Raw genomic sequence first — 17,303 nt, 5'->3', positions numbered from 1 at the left:
CGATGGAACCGATTGAAATTGGCCTTTGGGTCACCGGCTTTCTTCTTGTCCTCGTGGTGACCGGCATGCGGGTTGCCTTTGCCGCCGCCCTGGCGGGGTTGGTGGGGCTGACCTGGATCTTCTGGGCCAAATTCGGCTATGATCCGGCCCGCTTTACCAAGGCGCTGACCATTGCCGTGAAAACCGCGGGGCAGGTGCCCCATTCCAAAGTGTCGAGCCAGGCGCTGTCGCTGATCCCGACCTTCATCCTGATTGGCTATCTGGCCTATTATGCCGGCCTGACCAAGGCGCTGTTCGAGGCGGCCAAACGCTGGATCGCCTGGTTGCCCGGGGGGCTTGCGGTTTCGACCGTCTTTGCCACGGCGGGCTTTGCCGCGGTATCCGGCGCCTCGGTTGCGACCTCTGCCGTTTTTGCCCGTATCGCCATCCCGGAAATGCTGGCCATCGGCTATAACAAGAAGTTCGCCGCAGGTGTGGTGGCGGCCGGTGGCACGCTGGCCTCGCTGATCCCGCCCTCGGCGATCCTGGTGATCTATGCCATTATCGTGGAACAGGACGTGGGCAAGCTCTTGTTGGCGGGCTTCATTCCCGGCGCCTTCTCGGCCATCATCTACGGCGGGCTGATCGTCGGTATCGCCATGGTCTTCAAGACCGTTGGCCCGCCGGTCAAGGGCTTCACCTGGGGGCAGCGGTTCGCCTCCTTGCCGGGGGCTCTGCCGATCATCCTGGTGGTGCTGATCATCATCTGCTTTGTCTACAACCCCTTTGGCGAGCAGGCCTGGGGTACCCCGACCGAGGGCGGCGCCATCGGGGCCTTCATCGTGTTCCTTTACGCGCTGAAGGAGGGCATGAAGTGGTCCGAGCTGAAATCCGCATTGTTGGAAACCGCGAAACTCTCGGTGATGATCTTCTCGATCATCTGGGGCGTTCTGATCTACGTGCGCTTCCTGGGGTTTGCGGATCTTCCGGGCGCCTTTTCGGACTGGATCACCTCGCTGGATATGTCGCCCATGGTGATCCTGATCTGCATCCTGCTGGCCTATGCGGTGCTGGGGATGTTCATGGATGCGATCGGCATGCTGCTGTTGACGCTGCCGGTGGTCTACCCGGCGGTGATGGCGCTCAATGGCGGCGAAGCGGTCTCGGCCGCGGACAGCGCCTTTGGCATGAATGGCACCATGTGCGCGATCTGGTTCGGGATCCTGGTGGTGAAGATGGCCGAGTTCTGCCTGATCACCCCGCCGATCGGTCTCAACTGCTTTGTTGTGGCCGGTGTGCGGGATGACCTGAGCGTGCAGGATGTCTTCAAGGGGGTCACCCCCTTCTTCATCGCCGATGCGGTGACCATCGCCCTGTTGGTCGCCTTCCCGGGGATCGTGCTCTACCTGCCGTCGCTGGCGGGCTAGGCGGACTGAAACCTTTGGGCTGCGCCTGTCCCTTGGGCGCAGCCGACACGCCTGGGTTCGGCCGTGCTGGCGGTTTTGGGCGCAGGTGCGGGCGTTGAGGCTGCACAGCCCGTCTTGAAACCGATTGGCTCAGCGGCGACTGCCCCTTGTAAATAAGGGTGATTCGCCTAAATAGACATATTCTGCACATGTTAAATGTTCGATAATTGTAAGTGCTCTTCGTAGTATTGGCCGCGCGTTTTGGGCGAATTGGGCGAAACAGACAATTATCAGGATGTTAATGCGTCATACGCACGATACCGTAAATTCTCCATAAATCTCATGTTGAGATCTGGAGGCGTGTATTGTTGCGAGGAACACTGATGACACGTGATACGCAGGACACCCTGACAAAATTTGGTCTGACCGGAGACGATCGTCAAAGGCTGGTCAAGGCGGGCAAGCTGGTTGAACCCATTCTGGACGACGCGCTGGAGTTCTTTTACGCCTTCGCCAAATCCGACCCCGAGATTGCCCAGTTTTTCCCGAACGAAAGCACCATGGCCCATGCGCGCGCGGCGCAGAAGGTTCACTGGCAGAAACTCATGTCGGGCAGCTTCAACGAGGAGTACCTCGCCTCGGCGCAACGTGTCGGAACGGTGCATTTCAACATCCAACTGCCCTTTTCCATGTATCTGTCCGGCTACGGCCGGGCGAGCGAGTATATTCAGAAACGGGTGCTGGAACGCTCTGGCGCCTTGGTCGGCAAGTTCGCCAGACGCCGGGTGGGAGACACCCTTGGCGTTCTGACCCGTGCCTTTGCCTTTGATACCTATCAGGTGATCGCGGCCTATTTCGCGGCACAGAAAGAGGAGCAGGACAGGGCCTTCAAATACCTTAGCGAAGGGATCGACCGGGTCGTTGCGCGGGATCTGTCCACGCCCATTCCCGGTCCCGAGCAAAGCGATTTCCCGGAACGCTTCAACGAGGTGCGCCTGTCCTTCAACGATCTGATGTCCTCCACCCGCAATGTGATCATGACCATCCAGGAGTCGACCGACAATCTCAATCGGATCGCAAATGAGGTGAACCAGTCGGCCGAGGATCTGTCGCGCCGCACCGAAACCCAGGCGGCGACGCTGGAGGAAACCGCAGCGGCCGTGGAAGAGATCAACAGCTCCGTGCAGTCCTCGACCGAGTCCACCAACAAGACCGAGGCGGTTGTCCTGCAAACCCGCGACAATGCCGCCAAGGGCAACGATGTTGCGGATCAGGCGGTCGCGAAGATGCGCGAAATCTCAGAATCGTCGGCGCAGATCTCGCAGATCATCTCGGTGATCGACGATATCGCCTTCCAGACCAATCTCTTGGCGCTGAACGCGGGCGTCGAGGCGGCGCGTGCGGGCGACGCCGGTCGCGGCTTTGCCGTGGTTGCCTCCGAAGTGCGTGGCCTGGCCCAGCGGGCCGCCGCTTCCGCCAAGGAGATCAAGGCCCTGGTTACGACCAGTACACAGCATGTGGATACCGGCGTTGCCATGGTGGATCAGGCCGGCGCGACGCTGACCAGCATCGTGCGGGACATCGAGATGGTCTCGGATCTGACGGCCGATATCGTCAATTCGGCCCGCGAACAGTCCACCGGCCTGTCGGAAATCGCCGTTGGGGTCTCTCAGCTGGATACGGTGACACAGCAGAACGCCGCCATGGTCGAACAGACTGCCGCCGCCATCATGTCACTGCAGCAGGATACCCAGGTGCTGTCGGAATTGGTCGGAACCTTCACGGTGACGGCGGGCAGCAATGTGCGCAGTTTTGACCCCAGCCAGACCCGGGGCAGACAGCCTGAAGATCCGATGCAGGCCGCGGTCGGTTTCTAATCGCTTTGGCGTCAGTGCGTCGCTGGGTGTATCACAGGATTTTATCACTGGGCTGTCGGATCAATCCCTGATCCGGCAGCCCGTTCGTATCAGCGTATCGCCTGGGCGTCGCACAGAGCGTCCGCGCGATGTTCTGGGGCGCAGCGCTTGCGACAGTCTTGCAGACGTGCAGCGCGTCGCCGCGATAGGTGCTATTCATTTGTGGGGGTTATGGCGGAGAGACAGGGATTCGAACCCTGGAGACGGTTTCCCGCCTACACACTTTCCAGGCGTGCGCCTTCGACCACTCGGCCACCTCTCCGTGGGGCGGATATGTGACGGATCGCCGGGGAAATTGCAAGAGGCTAATCTGCAAAAAGTTCAGTCATTTTTCGACCGCGATCAGGGCGGTTTTCAGGGTGCGCAAATGGGAGAGGATAGCCCGGATTGCGGGGCATGATCGCCTCACGTCAGAGCTGTGCGACTGGCCAGGGGGCGCGTGTCGTGGCCTGCAGATCAGTCCTGATCCTTGGCAGGGATCAGCCTGATCCCTCCGCCGACACCCGGACGGCCCATGGGGAGGGCACGACCTTGCCGCCAGGCGCGGATCTGGCTTTGGGCGGCGGGATCCAGCGGCCAGCCTGATTGTCCGGGCGGTATCAGGTAGTGAAGCGGTCCAGAGGGACCACCGTGAAGCATCAGCCGCAGGGCAATGCTGGTGTCCGGTGTCGTGCGCCAGACCGCGCCTTCCGCGCCGGGAGATACGCCCTTCGGCCAGCGCAGTGCAGCACCCAGCAGGGGCAGGGCCGGTGACAGCGGATGCGCCGGGCGCGGAGCGTTGACAGCGCCCCAGCGTGGATCATGCCTGCCATGCCGGGCGCACAACGCCCTGCGGGCCTTGGTCAGCGCCTCGGCCAGCAGTGTCGGCCAATCGGCCTGTCCGCCGGGCACCGGATCGGGGCGGGCGGCAATCACAGCCAAGGCCGGGCTGTCCAGATCATTCAGCCGCAGGATGAAACCGGGATCTTCCGCCACACAGGGCCAGAGATAGGTGCCAAGGACGCGGGCCCTGGCCTGTTCGGCAAAGGCCGTGATCCAGGCCGTGGCCCGGTCGCCCGGATCCGCCGTTTTCGACCATGACCTCAGCAGATCTTGATCGCTCGGCGAGAGGCCCGCCTGCGCGGCGGCTTCCAGGCTCAGGCCATGCCAGGCCTCCAGCACCGGCAGGGTCAGATCGCGGGCGCTGGCCTCCAGCGTTTCGGGCGTCAGCGGGCGGTCCGCCCGCAGCAGCGCCTTGAACCGTTCACCGCGACCGGGGTGCGAGGGGCTGAGGGACAGGGGATGCGGCCCGTTGGCACAGACCAGTGGCCGGTTGGCCGTGGCCTTGGCCACCTCCTGCGGGGCAGCTGTGAAACGGGTGGCGCCGCGTCCGGCACGACCTTGGGCGTCGATCACGACAAGTTCCAGCGGCGGGGCTGCCGCCTGCGCGGCGTGGCTCAGCGCCCGGGACACCGAAGTGGCCCCAAGAACATCGGCAAGGCGCAGATCGATCCCGTCGGGTCTCAGTATGTCCAGCTGCAGCCGCCAGCGCCCTTCCGGGCCATCTGGCACCGGCCAGCCCGCGTCCAGCCACAGGGCCGCCTCCTGCGGGGCACCTCCCCGCTGCTGCAGCGTCACCGGGTGGCAGGTTGCCGGGCCATGGCGTGCGCTCGCGCGGCAGGTCACGGCAGCTAGGCTGGTGACACCAAAGGCAATCTGCTCGGATCGACCCGCGACCAGAACCGGCACCCCGGGGAACAGCGCTCCGGTCATCTGCTGGTCGGGCAGCTCGATCTGCAGCATGAACAGCGCCCCCGGCAGGGTCAGGGGCAAGTGCAGATCGTTGATCAGCGCCGATTTTCCATCCTGCATGGCGCCAGCGGGGAGTGCTGCGGCATTGGAGGCGGCTCCGGCTGGCGGCGCCGTTAGCGGCGCAGCGGGTGCGCCAGCGGGTTGGCGGGCCAGAAGTGCCGACAGGGCGGCCAGCGGCGGCTTGGCATCCTGGCCGCTGAGGAAGCGACGTATTTCGGCAGGCAGTGTCTGGTCCATGATCTGGTGCATACGCGCGGCCTCCGGCCCTTCGCCCAGGGCGACATGCAGCCCGATCAGGATCGAAAGCGAATCCGCAGGGGTCCAGGGGGCGGGCCTGCAGGCCAGGACGCGGTACTCAAAGGGCAGCGGTGCATCAGGGGCAGTCAGGTAGGCGTTCACCCCATCGCTGAAGGCCTGCAGCAGGGCGCGGTCTAATGGTGACAGGCGCGGCAGCATCGCCTCTGCAGCGGCAGACAGGCCGAGGCGCACCGTCTTTCGGTCACTGTCCAAGGCCAGAGGCCCCAGCAGTTCGGCCAAACGGGCAGAGGTGCGTCGCCGGGCGAGATCCATCTGAAACAACCGCTCGCTTGCCAGGACCAGACCGGCGGCGTGCCAGGCATCGGTTTCGGTTCGGGCGCGGATGGTGGGCAGGGCGTGGATGTCGAAGCGGACATCAACCGGCGCGCTGACACCGGCGCGGATCGTCGCGTTGCGGCGGCGCAGCGGGCGGCGGCGCATGGCGAGATAGGCCAAGAGCTGTACCCGCCCCGCCGGAGAGCGCCAGAGTCCAAGAACCGCAAGACCAAGGCCACAGGCCAGAAGGCCAGCCGCCACTGGGCCGGATGCAACCAGCGTGGCAAGGCCGATCGCCGCCAGGATCCATTCACCATGGCGCAGCAGGGCAAGATGCAGCCGGTCCTTCATCGTTGAGGTCCGGAGGGAACGCCAGTCCGGGCAAGGGTCACGAGCTGATCAATCTCCAGCGGGCCTGCCCCAGGCGTGGGAGCAGACAGATGACAGGCCGCAAGGCGCGCATCGGTGTCTTCTCCAATGCAGGTATCGACCTGGGACAGGGGCACGCCTTTTGCCTCCGTACCAAGCCCCAGACAGAACAGAGAAAGATCTGGCCGGTCCAACAGGGCGTCGATGCTCTGCGTCAGAGGCAGGGCGCTGTCCGGTGTTTCGAACCACACCTGTCCCTGCGCCATCCCGCCCGCCAAGATCCCGGCGCTCGCGAGCGCTGTCTGGATCGGGGCAAGACAGTGCGGCGCCTCGGCCGGATAGGCGAGGACCGGGACACGGACCGGGCCGGGAAACAGCGCCTCCAGAAGCGCATTGGCCAGGTCGGCTCCGCTACCAGGGGTTAGATCTTCGTGGATCGCAAAACCGGGGGCAGAGTTCACCTCGATCACGGCGGCAGGCGGCATGAGCGGTGCGCTGGGGGCCGGCAGCAGAAGATCCACACCCAGGGCGGGGCTGGGAAAACGTTCGGCGATGCGCTGCAGGGCGTGGCGGGTTTGCGGGTGCAGCCGATCTGCAACGTCTTCCGGTTGCCCGTCACTGGCATAGCCGACGGCAAAGATCTGCCCTGGGTCAGGCACTGAGTTGGGTGATAGCCCCTGCGGCGCCAGCACGTTGGCGATATGCTCTTGTCCCTCTGCCGGGCAGGCGTCGAAATCCGTTTCAAAACCCAGGGCGCGGGCACATAGCGCCCCCGCCGGGGTGGTCCCATCGCCCCGGGTCATCGGCACCTCCGAGGCGTAGGCCGCCAGCAGGCCGTTGATCAGCGTTGCTCGCAGATATGTGCCCTCGATATGGCGCTCGATCAGGAAACCGTCAGCCTCCGGGTTTTGCGCCAGAGCCCTGCGCCAGGCCGTGGCAAGTGCAGATGGCGCCCCGATCTTCACATGGACCGATTTCTGCGCCGCGCCTGCCCGGGGTTTCAACACCACCGGAAAGCCAAGCACGCGGGCGGCCTTCTGGCCTTTGTCCAGAGACGTCGCCCAGTGACAGCCCGGGATTGGCAGCCCCATGTCTGCCAGGGCCCTGATGCTGGAAAGCTTGTCGTCGCTGTCCGGGCGGGCGCGATCATTGTCGCTGTAGCCTGCCCGGATGTGGCGGCGAAAACGACCGGTGCCGAGGGCCAGGTGGCTGCCGTTGCCGCTGGGCCAGCGCACAGGTATGCCCTTCGCCAGGGCAGCCTGTGCCACAAGCGTTGCCTCGCGCGGGTTCCACCATTGGGCCAGCAGCAGGCCCATTGCGCTTTGCGCCGCTTTCGGGCGCATGTCGGGTGATGCGCAAAGCACCGCGTTCAATCCAGCCTCGATGACAGGGGCGAGGTCGGGACGGGGGCAGGGCAGGACCAGGGCGCCCTTGTGCAGACGGGCCGCCAGCCCAAGGTTCAGGGGAGAGAGAAGCCCATCTCCGATTGCCTGCAGCATGTCCATGGGCCAGCTCTGGTCCTGCGCTGCAAAGGCCGCAGCCGGGAAGGGGGCCAGCGCGGATGGGCCGTCGCTCAGGTGGTGCAGGGTCAACCGCCCGGATGTCACCATGGTGTGGTCACCACGTCGAGATCCGGCAGATAGAAATCCTGTTGATCCAGATGCTGCGCTTGCAGCAGGGCGCCGCGACACTCCGGAGCAGCCAGCGCGTCGCCGAGGTCGTGTAGGGAGAGACGGAACCGGCGGGTTCCGTGCTGCGGTGTGGCGGCAGTCAGGTGCAGTGCTTCTGCGGCCTGTTCGATCCCATTCAGATGCAGGGCGAGGGGAGCAACGGAATTCGCCGGCGCGGTTCCCGGTGGCACCGTCACCTGATCCGGGACAGGCAAAGGCCCTGCGCTGCCCTCACCCAATCCGGGTGGTTGGGCTGGCAGGAATGTCAGGGCGCTGGGGCCAAGCCAGCCCAGAATCTGCGCCAAGACATGGGCGGACAGGCGGATGGCACCATGACAGTTCTGCGCTGGACCATTGTCTGACAAAAGCGCCAGATGTGGCGCCGCGGCCTTGAACAGATCCTCAATCGGATCATCCCCCGGCCTGAGGTGGCGCCAGCTGAGGCCGCATTCGGCGGAAGATGCGCGGGGGGGCGCAAATTCAGCCCCGGTCAGCACCCGCTGACGTGCGCCATGCCACGGGGGCGTGCCGCTCCAGGCCACGGTGATCCGCTGATTTTGGACGTGCCGCCACAGATCCAGGAGGCCCAGATCCCGCGCGGCCACTGGATAGGCGTGATGCAACAGGGCCGCGATCTGGCGTTTGTCCGGCATCGGGGAGAGCGGGTGCGAACACCACCCGGCCTCTGCCGCGCGGCTCAGATCAGGCGGCGTGCCACGGGGGCGGGCATATGCCGGATCGCGACCGGATGGTGCTGCAGCCATTGATGAGGCCCGACCCGCTCTAGCCGCCTGACCCGCTCGGGGTATCCAGCCCTTTGCTGTCGTCCGATCCAATGTCGATGCCTGTATCTGGGTCTCTGACACAAGGCGAGCAAAGGTATTCAGGCAGTCTTTGACAACAGCCTGTGCCTGCGCCTCATTTTCCGGTGCGGGGTGATTAAGACGCAGCGGTTGAATTGCGCCATTTTGCCCGTCACAGGGGAACTCCAAGGCCAAGGTTGCCACCCTACGGCTCGTAAAGGAGAGCTGGGCCTCGCCCATGGTCACACAGGATAAATCACCCTGGTACAACGCAGCGCCGTAAAGGAGGCCGTAGCGATCAAACGCGTCCAGCAAATGGCTGAACGCGGTGTCGCAATCCGGCTGCCCCGCCGCAACGGCGGGCCCGCACAGCATCAAACCGGCGTTATTGACCGATGATCCGGGGATCGGTGGAGCGCAGGGTCGATGCCAGGTCGCGGAATTTGACCAGGGTTTGCAGGTCTACCAGCGACTGCAGGGCGTGTTTGCCCTTCATCGCACGGGCCTTCTGCATACCTTCGGCAGCAGAGGACAGGTCATCAAGAATGGACTCGAACTCGCGCTGCATGTCTTCGCTGGTGGTGAGTTTTTCAGTGTCTTTGTTTTTGGCCATTGGTTTCTCTTTGGGTTGAAAGTTCGGTTGTTTTAATGACCTCAAATATACCGCAAAGTTGCGCAAAAGCGAAGGGGTAATGCACGTTATGGGGGTGTTGCGCCGTTTTTTGCGGTCACAGGGAGCGGATTTGCGATGAGCGGATCGCTTGGCTAGCCGATCTGCAGCGCATTGAAACGCACCGCCGGGCCAGAGATGCCGGTGCGAAGGATGCCGCCCTTGCCGCAGGGGACCACCTGGTCGCACAGCTGTGCCTCGTCTCCGATGGCGGTGATCCCGCGCAAGGCAGCACTGACCGCGCCGGTGACACTGACGCCGCGGATCTGCTCGGCCAGCCGACCCTTGCGGATCATCCGCCCTGCTGCGATCTCGATGCCGAACCGGTCAGCGCCTGCATCCATCCAGGCCGGACCACATTGATCAAGCCACAGCCCGGTCTCGATCCCGTCGAGCAAGGCGTCCTGTGGTGTGGTGCCTGCGGCAACGGCAAGGTTGCGCATGCGTGGCTCTGGCGCGTGGCGATAATCCTGCCGTCTGCCGTTGCCGGTTGCGGGCAGGCCTGCGGCCTGCGCGGTGTCGCGATCAAAAAGGCTGTCCCTTAGCCTGCCTTCGGCGCAGAGGGTGACAGAACGGGGCGCTGTCCCCTCGTCATCCATCGGCAGGTGACCGGGCCCAAAGGCGAGATCCGGCAGGTCCCGGATCACCAGGTCCGGCGGCAGCCCGTCGAGGCGCGACAGATGGACTGTAGCGCGGGCGCGTTGATCCGCCTCGCACAGATGGCCCACCAATTCGTGCAAGATCACAGCGCCCTGGCCGGGGCCGCTGACCAGCGGCAGGCGGCCGATTGGGCCGGAGTTCTCTGGCGGATCGTCGCGCAGGATCTGCGACAGGCGCGCGGCCATTCGCATAAGGGTATTGTCATTGGCGGTTTCACTGTCGAACTGCCATTCGCGCACCATCACGCTGCCATCGCTGCGCACCGCCTGAAGGCGCAGGGCGCGATAGCGCAGGGGCCAGACTCCGCCCGCACCGGGCGCCGGGCAGCAGCCCCTGTAGCCATCCAGCAGGACGGTTGACAAGGAGAGATGCATGACATGCGCGGGCCAAGGCGCCAGCCGGGACCAGACCTCTTGCAACGCGGCGCGACTGTCGTCAGAGGGACGGGGCGCTGGCAGGTCGGCGTCAAGCCCGGCGGTACTGGAATAGCCCGTGCCGGCAATCTCGCCCACGGCCTGCGCCAGCGCCTGCCCCGACAGGGTGCTCTGCTGCAGGCTTTGCCGCAACACGCCTGCCCGGTGGCTGAGGTCAAAGCCGGTGACCTCTTCATGGATCGTTGCTGTCTCGGGTCGGTTTCCCGGACGCGCTGAGATCTCATGCCGCAGCAATCGCTCGTTCATCCAAAACAGGGATGCGCTGCCGGATCTGCCATTGGCTGCGGCGACGGCCTCTTGGGCCGCGCGCGGCGCAGGCCGCAGTACTGCTGCGTGTTCGGGTTCGCCTTCAACGCGAGAATCGTGCATATTCGGAAGGTTACCACAGGATCCGAAGAGGAAAAGCCGGGATGCCGATGTCTGAAAACCCTGCGCATGGCCTGTACTATCCCTTTGGCGCCGAGGATTTTCTGCGCTTTGATCTGGCGGATCGGGACTTTACCCGTTTCAACACCGAACGCTCCCTGCGCGAGGCGGAGGGGGAATTCGTGACCCGCGATTTTGGTGCCGGGATCTGCGGCATGCGGGATCTCACCCGGGAGGCGTCCTATTACAACCGCGTGATAGGCCTGTCCGACGCCGGGTTGGAGCGGCTGGAGGAGGTCATCGCCTGGTATCACGAGGCGGGGCGGGACTGCCATCTGACGCTGACGCCGGAGCGGGCCACGCCCGAGGTGATGGAGGCCCTGGCCGGGCGCGGCTTTGCGCTGGTATCGCAGGATTGGTTCTTTGTACGGACCTGCATCATGGCAGAGCCGCCCAAGGCAAAGATTGCGATCCGGCGCGCCGGGGCGGAGGATCTTGATACGGTGTTCGATCTTTGGGAAACGCCGGATGATCCCATTGAACAGGCGGTGCGGGATCTGCGGCGCGCGGCGCATCTGCATCCGGATTTTGCGCTCTATATTGCGGACCTTGATGGGCGGCCGGCGGCCATGGCCAGCAGTTTCATCTCCAACGGGATCGCCTGGATGGGAAATGCCAATACCCTGCCGGAGCTGCGTTGCCGGGGCGCCCAGCAGGCGCTGATGGCGCAGCGGATGTGGGACGCGCGCCAGGCGGGCTGTCTTTGGGCGCTGACCGATTGCGAATTCGGCAGCACCACCCATCGTAACGCGGAGCGTATGGGCATGCGGATGGCCTTTGCCACCCTGGAGCTGAGGCTGCCCGTACCATGACCGAGCATTCGCCTGGCACAGCCCGCGACACCAGCATGGATTTCCGCTATCGGCCCCGTGATGGCAGTGCGGTGCGGGCGATGCTCTGGCTGGCCAGTCCTGGCGACGAACCCCCCCTGCGCAGCTATGCGGAAAGCCATGGCATGCAGTCCGTGGTGACCGGCAGCGATGTGGCCGCGGTGTTGCGCGCCGCCAGGGCAGGGGAGATCAACCTGGTGCTCGTCTGGCGGGTTGAACGGTTGGGGGATCACCCGCTTTGTGCAGCGCTTGCCGATCTTCGGGACATGGGGGTTGAATTCATGAGCGTGCTGGAGCTGTAGGGCCACGAGGCCAAGGCTCACGCCTTCGGATGCGCTGCAATCCCCGCCGCAGCGTTGATTTCGGCCAGCGCCTTGGTCGGCAGCTGCAGACCGGCGGCGGCGGCGTTTTCCGCGATACGGCGGCGATTGCGGCTTTTGGGGATGGCGATCACCCCCGCAGGATTGTCAGACCGGTTCACGCACCAGGCCAGGGCGACCTGCGCAGCGGTCTTGTCCAGCCGATCGGCCCAATGCTGCAGCGCGCGACCGGCAGGTGATGCCAGCAAGGTCTCCATCCCCTGGGCCAGCGGGCTGTAGGCGATCAGGGACAGCTGGTGTGCCTGGCACCAGTCCTGCAGGCCGGTCTCCCAGAAGGGCTGCGCCGCGTTGTGTAGCAACTGGTTGCTTTGAATGCCGTGACGGCTGAGATCCCGTGCCTGTTGCAGCAGGGAAAGGGAAAAGTTGCAAACCCCGATGAAGCGCACCTTGCCCGCATCCACCAGCTCATCCATGGCACCGAGGGTGTCCGCCAGCGGCACGCTCTCCGAGGGCCAGTGCAACTGATAGAGATCGATATGGTCTGTCTTCAGCGCGCGCAGGCTGCGCTCGGCGGCGGCGGTCAGATCCTCGGGGCGGGCATTGGCGGCAGAGACCTTGGTGGCGACAAAAGCCTCGGCGCGGCGCTTGGCAATGGCGGAGGCGATCTGCTGCTCGGTGCCATAGCTTTCGGCGGTGTCGATCAATCGGATGCCTGCATCCAAGGCGGCACCGATTGTCCCGGCGCCGCCCAGGAATTCCGCAGTGCCAAGGCCAATGACGGGAAGATCGATGCCAGTGGAGCCGAACCGGGTGCAGCGCATCGCTCAGACGTCCCGCGCCGGGCGCAGGCCCAGATCGAAACAGCGGTAGTTGCGCGGCGCATAGACCCGGCAGGTGACATGGGTCCGCTCGGGCGGTTCGCAATTGGAATAGAAGGAGCCGCCCCGGATCACCCCGATATCCAGTTGATTGATCAATGCGCGAAAGGCCTGGGGGAGTTGGCCGGTCTCGCGCATCTCAGTGACCATGTCTTCCACCCCCGCATGAATAGCGAACTCCGCCATCATGTCGTCGATGAACTCCTCCGGGATCCGGCCCTCCTCTTCCGAGGCGGGGATGGGATAGGCAAGATAGCGCGACGAGGTCCACTCCCAGGCATTGCCCACCGCGTCCAGCAATCCAAAGGGGCTGGTGGCGGCTGGAAAGGCGCCCACGGGCGTGGTGTCGCCAACCTGCATGGCGCAATTGCAGTCCGCGGGCCCCGGTGGTGCATCGCCCCAGGGGTTGCGCCGCCCATCCGCACCACGGGCGGCAAGCTCCCATTCCGTCTCGGTCGGAAGACGGGCGCCGATCCAGTCGCAATAGGCTGTGGCATCCCGGTAGGACAGGTGGGTGACCGGGTGCAGCGCCTTGGCGCGCACATCGTCGTCGCCGCGCGGTCGGTGCCAGCAGGCGCCCTCCATCTGGACCCAGAGCGTATCGTTGTCGGGCCAGACGTCTTCGGGAATCTGCCCGGTCCAGACCTGGCTCCAGCCGTCCTGCTCGGCCTCAGTCCTGAAGTCCGTCGCCTTCACGAAACGGGCAAAACCGGCAACGGTCAGCGGCGATCGGGCGATCTGGAACGGGCCGGTTTCGGTCCGGTGTGCGGGGTGGACATTGGCCTCAAGCGCCGGATCATCGCTGCCCATGATGAAGGCGCCACCGGGAATGGTGATCCAGTCTATGTCTGCGCCAAATTCCCGCATAATGCGTTTGCCTATGAGGTGGTTCGTGTCATACGGTAGCTAAGAGAGATCATCATTTTAAGTCAAGCTCTGCGTTTTAAAGGGTTAGTCGATTGTCTGAACTGCGAAACCAGCAGGATGTGGCATGCTTGTCGCTGACACGGTTTCTATCCGAAGCGCCCGATCAAGATGCCTTCCTGTTCCTGGGGACGGATGGCAGCCTGAGCCAGACCTTCAGCCGGGCGGGGCTGCTGGCGGCCGTGGCGGGATATGCCGCAGCCCTGGCCCCCTATCGTGGCGCGCGGGTGATCCTGATGGCGGCAACCGGGCCCGAGTTCGTGGCGGGCTTCCTGGGCTGCCTGCAGGCAGGCGCGATCGCGGTGCCGGTCCCGGCCGCGATCCGCCGGGCGCGTTTGCGCGCCATCGCCGAGGATTGCGCGGCCACCGGGCTGATCGGTCGTGCCACCGCAGGTCTGGTTACCGCCGCCGGGTTGACGCGGATTTCTCCCGTCGCCGGGCCCGACGATCAATGGGCTGCCCCCCGCGCAGAGGATCTGGCCTTCCTGCAATATACCTCTGGCTCCACCGGCAGGCCCAAGGGGGTGCGCATCCGCCATGGCGACATCGCCCGCAATGCCGCCGCCATCACCGAACGGTTCGCGATGACCGATCGGGACACCATCGTGTCCTGGCTGCCGCTGTTTCATGACATGGGGTTGATGGGCAGCGTGCTGCAGGTACTCTTCAGCGGTGGGCGCGCGGTGCTGATGCCGCCAGAGACCTTCCTCAGGCGTCCTGCGGCGTGGTTGGAGGCCATTTCCCGCTATGGCGGTACCGTCAGTGGGGCGCCGGATTTCGGCTATGACCTGGCCTGGCGCAATATCGGAGAGGCAGAGCTGGCCGGGTTGGACCTGTCCAGCTGGCGCGCGGCCTTCAACGGGGCAGAGCCGATCAGACCGGAAACCCTGAGCCGCTTCGCCGAGCGCTTCGCCCCGGTGGGATTTCACGCAGAAGCTTTCCTGCCCAGCTATGGCATGGCCGAGGCCACGCTATTGGTTGCAGCCGAGCGGGCCGGGCAGGGGGCGCATCAGATCACTGTTGATCCCACCGCGCTGGAGAAGGGGATCCTGCAGCTTGCGGCCGAGGGGCAGGAGCTTGTCTCCTCCGGCACCCCGGGCCTTGGCAGCGAGATCCGCATTCTTGATCCCGACAGCGGCGCCGTTTTGCCTGCCGGTCGGGTGGGGGAGATCGAGCTCGCCAAGGGCAGCCTTGCCGGAGGCTATTGGGGGCAGACGGAGCCGGGGTTTGCCGAGGGGCGGTTTGCCACCGGTGATCTTGGTGCCTTCCTTGGCGATCGGCTGTTTGTGCTGGGGCGACGGGACGACATGATCCAGCTGCGCGGCCGCAATGTTCTATTGGGAGAGGTCGAGGCTGCCCTGGCGGAGGTCGACCCTGATCTGGCGCGGCAGCAGGTGATGGTGATTGCGCCCGGGGAAGGGGCGGACAGGCAGTTGGTGGCCTTGATCGAAACCACCCACATGCCGCCGCCAGGCATGCCCACGCGGCTGCGCTCGGCGGTGCTTGATCGCTTTGGCCTCACCTTGGACGAAATCCTCTGGCTGCAGAACGCCAGCCTGCCACGCACCACCAGCGGCAAACCCCGGCGGGCCGAGGCCGTGGAACGATACGAGGCAGGCGGTTTCAAGCTGCGTGCCCAAAGCGCCCTGGCCCAGGGGGATCTGACAGAGACCCTGACGGGCGCGGCGCCGCTGGTGGACCGTCTGTGCGGCGCACTGGCGATCTGGTGCGGCCTGGCGCCGGGGGCTGTCCGCCCAGATCATAGCTTTGCGGATCTGGGGATGGAGTCGCTGTCGGCGGTGCGGCTGCTGCATGAGATCGAGGCGGTTCTGGGGTTGCGATTGGGATTGGAGGACGCCCTGGGGGTTGCGGATATCAGCATGCTGGCTGAGCGTCTCGAGGCGGCAGCCCCCGCAGCAGCGATCCCGCAGGACGGGGCAGCCCCCCGGCTGTCATCCAATCAAAAGGCGCTGTGGCTGTTTCAGGATCTGACCTCGCCAAATGCTGCCTATACGATTGCCGAAGCCCTGCGGCTGGACGGGGACCTGGCGCCCGAGGATCTGCGCGCGGCGATCGAAACGCTGGCGGATCGGCACGAACAGCTCCGCATCAATCTGGAATTGACCGATGCAGGCGTGCAGCCCCGTCTGCAGCCGCAGGGGTGCGGATGCGATTTCGCTGTGCACGAGGCAACGGGCTGGACAGCGGCAGAGCTTCAGGCGGCCCTCGATCGACGTGCCCGGGTCCCTTTCGATCTGGGCCAGGACCGGCTGTTGCGGGCCGATCTGTTTCACTTGGGCACAGAAGAGCATGTGCTGCTCATCTCGGTGCATCACGCGGTCTGCGATCTGTGGTCCTTGGCCCTTTTGGTGAAAGAGCTGTCCCTGCTGCTGAACGGCAAGGCGCTGCCGCCGCTGCGGGCGGGATATCAGGACCATTTGCGGGCCGCAGCCGCCTGGTGCGCGGGCCCCGAGGCGCAACGGGCGCTGGACTGGTACCGGAACGAACTGGCCGGTGACCTGCCGCATCTTGGTCTGGGCCATGACCGTTTGCGCCCCGCGCGCCCGGCCTTCCGGGGCGCGCGGCTGCCATTCGGGCTGCCGCCAGAGGTCGGCCAGGCGCTGGGCGGGGTGGCGGCAGAGGCAGGCACCACGCTGCACAACCTGCTGCTGTGCGCCTGGGCGCTGTTCCTGCGCCGGGCCACGGATCAGGATGAGGTGCTTGTCGGCGTGCCATGCGCCAATCGCCGCCATGGGTTTGAGGCGGATGTGGTGGGCTATCTGGTCAACCTCGGCGTGCTGCGGGACCGCTCGGCTCTGACCCAGCCCTTCGCGGAATACCTGGCCGAGACCACCTGCCGGATCGAGCGGCTACTGGAGCACGCGGCGCTGCCACTGGCCGATATCGCCGCCGCCGTGGCCCCGGACCGCGGCGATGGTCACAGCGGCCTGTTTCAAAGCGTGTTCAATTACAATGGCTCAGGCCTTCCGGGAGAGGCGGCCCTGGCGACCTCTGGCTTGGCCGAGGGAAGAGCGCTGTCGCTTGGCCCCCTGCAGGCGCGCACCATGGCGGTGGAAACGGGGGCCACACAGTTTGATCTAAGTTGCACCATGGCCTCGGAACAGAACGGAGCCCTTTTGGGAGCCATGCAATATGACTGCGCCCTGTTCGATCCGGAGACCGTCACGGGCTTTGCGCGCGCCTTCGAGGCGCTGTTGCGCGGCATTGCCTGTGACGCGAACCGCCTGGCGGCGGATCTGCCCCTGATGCGCGCCGACGAGGAACAGGCCTGGCGCCGTGCGGCACTGGGTGCGGAAACGGGCTGTGCCGTGGATTTCCGTCTACGTTTCGAAGATCATGTGCAGAAAGATCCCGAGGCCATCGCGATCCGCGACAGCGCACAGGTCTGGAGCTATGGGGCGCTGAACCGCTATGCCAATGCCCTGGCCGACACCCTGGCGGAGCTTGGCGCCGGTCCGGGGCGCATCGTGGCCCTGCGCGCGGCACGCGGCGCGCCTTACCTTGGGGCGATGCTGGCGATTGCCAAGACGGGCGCCTGCTACATGCCGCTCAGCCCGCGCGATCCCGCGGCGCGGCTGAGCGGTATCCTGAAATAGGCGCGCCCTGCGGTGGTGCTGACCGATGGGGAAACGG

11 protein-coding genes, 1 tRNA gene and 1 pseudogene are annotated in these 17,303 nt (G+C 65.2%); 5 read left to right on the top strand and 8 right to left on the bottom strand.

The window, feature by feature from the left end; genetic code table 11:
- Positions 1-2 precede the first annotated feature (2 nt).
- Positions 3-1,406: a TRAP transporter large permease gene (locus PXK01_RS01270; RefSeq protein ID WP_274847952.1), complete on the top strand. Its 1,404-nt coding sequence runs from the start codon at positions 3-5 to the stop codon at positions 1,404-1,406.
- A 362-nt stretch (positions 1,407-1,768) separates the two neighbouring features.
- Entirely contained in the window at positions 1,769-3,262 is a 1,494-nt protein-coding gene (locus PXK01_RS01265) for a methyl-accepting chemotaxis protein (RefSeq protein WP_274858537.1), read from the top strand.
- Between the two features lie 211 nt (positions 3,263-3,473).
- Here PXK01_RS01265 and PXK01_RS01260 read toward each other — a convergent pair.
- The 6 genes and pseudogenes from PXK01_RS01260 to PXK01_RS21975 form a co-directional block, all read right to left on the bottom strand.
- A tRNA-Ser gene (locus tag PXK01_RS01260) sits at positions 3,474-3,563 on the bottom strand.
- 194 nt (positions 3,564-3,757) lie between these two features.
- Positions 3,758-6,016: a penicillin acylase family protein gene (locus PXK01_RS01255; protein WP_274858535.1), complete on the bottom strand. Its 2,259-nt coding sequence runs from the start codon at positions 6,014-6,016 to the stop codon at positions 3,758-3,760.
- A complete protein-coding gene (locus PXK01_RS01250; protein ID WP_274858534.1) occupies positions 6,013-7,644 on the bottom strand; it encodes a hypothetical protein in 1,632 nt (543 codons plus the stop codon). Before PXK01_RS01250 ends, PXK01_RS01255 begins: the two co-directional genes overlap by 4 nt.
- The gene (locus PXK01_RS01245; protein ID WP_274858532.1) at positions 7,638-8,468 is read right to left on the bottom strand and encodes a hypothetical protein; all 831 of its coding nucleotides are present in this window, start codon (positions 8,466-8,468) and stop codon (positions 7,638-7,640) included. The genes PXK01_RS01250 and PXK01_RS01245 overlap by 7 nt, the downstream gene beginning before the upstream one ends.
- A 424-nt stretch (positions 8,469-8,892) precedes the next feature.
- Positions 8,893-9,120: a hypothetical protein gene (locus tag PXK01_RS01240; protein ID WP_274847958.1), complete on the bottom strand. Its 228-nt coding sequence runs from the start codon at positions 9,118-9,120 to the stop codon at positions 8,893-8,895.
- A 218-nt stretch (positions 9,121-9,338) separates the two neighbouring features.
- Positions 9,339-10,022: pseudogene (locus PXK01_RS21975) on the bottom strand (metallopeptidase TldD-related protein); the annotation flags it as partial.
- A 659-nt stretch (positions 10,023-10,681) separates the two neighbouring features.
- On the opposite strand from PXK01_RS21975, the gene PXK01_RS01230 reads away from it, so the two are divergent.
- Positions 10,682-11,509, top strand: a complete 828-nt coding sequence (locus PXK01_RS01230) for a hypothetical protein (RefSeq protein WP_274858529.1) — start codon at positions 10,682-10,684, stop codon at positions 11,507-11,509.
- Entirely contained in the window at positions 11,506-11,829 is a 324-nt protein-coding gene (locus PXK01_RS01225; RefSeq protein WP_274847961.1) for a hypothetical protein, read from the top strand. The genes PXK01_RS01230 and PXK01_RS01225 overlap by 4 nt, the downstream gene beginning before the upstream one ends.
- Positions 11,830-11,846: 17 nt before the next feature.
- Here the strand turns inward: PXK01_RS01225 and PXK01_RS01220 are convergent, their stop codons facing one another.
- Together PXK01_RS01220 and PXK01_RS01215 are read right to left on the bottom strand one after the other, a co-directional pair.
- Positions 11,847-12,668, bottom strand: coding sequence for an aldo/keto reductase (locus tag PXK01_RS01220; RefSeq protein WP_274858528.1), 822 nt, complete (start codon positions 12,666-12,668; stop codon positions 11,847-11,849).
- Between the two features lie 3 nt (positions 12,669-12,671).
- Positions 12,672-13,592 (bottom strand): formylglycine-generating enzyme family protein, encoded by a 921-nt coding sequence (locus PXK01_RS01215; protein WP_274858527.1) that lies wholly within the window; start codon positions 13,590-13,592, stop codon positions 12,672-12,674.
- 92 nt (positions 13,593-13,684) lie between these two features.
- Here PXK01_RS01215 and PXK01_RS01210 point away from each other — a divergent pair, with 92 nt between their 5' ends.
- On the top strand, positions 13,685-17,266 hold the full coding sequence (locus PXK01_RS01210; RefSeq protein ID WP_274858525.1) for an AMP-binding protein: 3,582 nt from the start codon (positions 13,685-13,687) through the stop codon (positions 17,264-17,266).
- The last annotated feature ends 37 nt before the right edge of the window (positions 17,267-17,303 follow it).

Source organism: Phaeobacter sp. PT47_59, from assembly GCF_028890025.1.
Taxonomy (GTDB): Bacteria; Pseudomonadota; Alphaproteobacteria; order Rhodobacterales; family Rhodobacteraceae; genus Phycobacter.
Note: the sequence above shows the minus strand (reverse complement) of the source record. Positions and strands in the feature narration are given on the sequence as shown.

Coding starts and splice junctions, on each gene's coding strand:
- PXK01_RS01270 (WP_274847952.1), top strand. CDS start 3: ATGGAACCGATTGAAATTGGCCTTTGGGTCACCGGCTTTCTTCTTGTC.
- PXK01_RS01265 (WP_274858537.1), top strand. CDS start 1,769: ATGACACGTGATACGCAGGACACCCTGACAAAATTTGGTCTGACCGGA.
- PXK01_RS01255 (WP_274858535.1), bottom strand. CDS start 6,016: ATGAAGGACCGGCTGCATCTTGCCCTGCTGCGCCATGGTGAATGGATC.
- PXK01_RS01250 (WP_274858534.1), bottom strand. CDS start 7,644: ATGGTGACATCCGGGCGGTTGACCCTGCACCACCTGAGCGACGGCCCA.
- PXK01_RS01245 (WP_274858532.1), bottom strand. CDS start 8,468: ATGGCTGCAGCACCATCCGGTCGCGATCCGGCATATGCCCGCCCCCGT.
- PXK01_RS01240 (WP_274847958.1), bottom strand. CDS start 9,120: ATGGCCAAAAACAAAGACACTGAAAAACTCACCACCAGCGAAGACATG.
- PXK01_RS01230 (WP_274858529.1), top strand. CDS start 10,682: ATGCCGATGTCTGAAAACCCTGCGCATGGCCTGTACTATCCCTTTGGC.
- PXK01_RS01225 (WP_274847961.1), top strand. CDS start 11,506: ATGACCGAGCATTCGCCTGGCACAGCCCGCGACACCAGCATGGATTTC.
- PXK01_RS01220 (WP_274858528.1), bottom strand. CDS start 12,668: ATGCGCTGCACCCGGTTCGGCTCCACTGGCATCGATCTTCCCGTCATT.
- PXK01_RS01215 (WP_274858527.1), bottom strand. CDS start 13,592: ATGCGGGAATTTGGCGCAGACATAGACTGGATCACCATTCCCGGTGGC.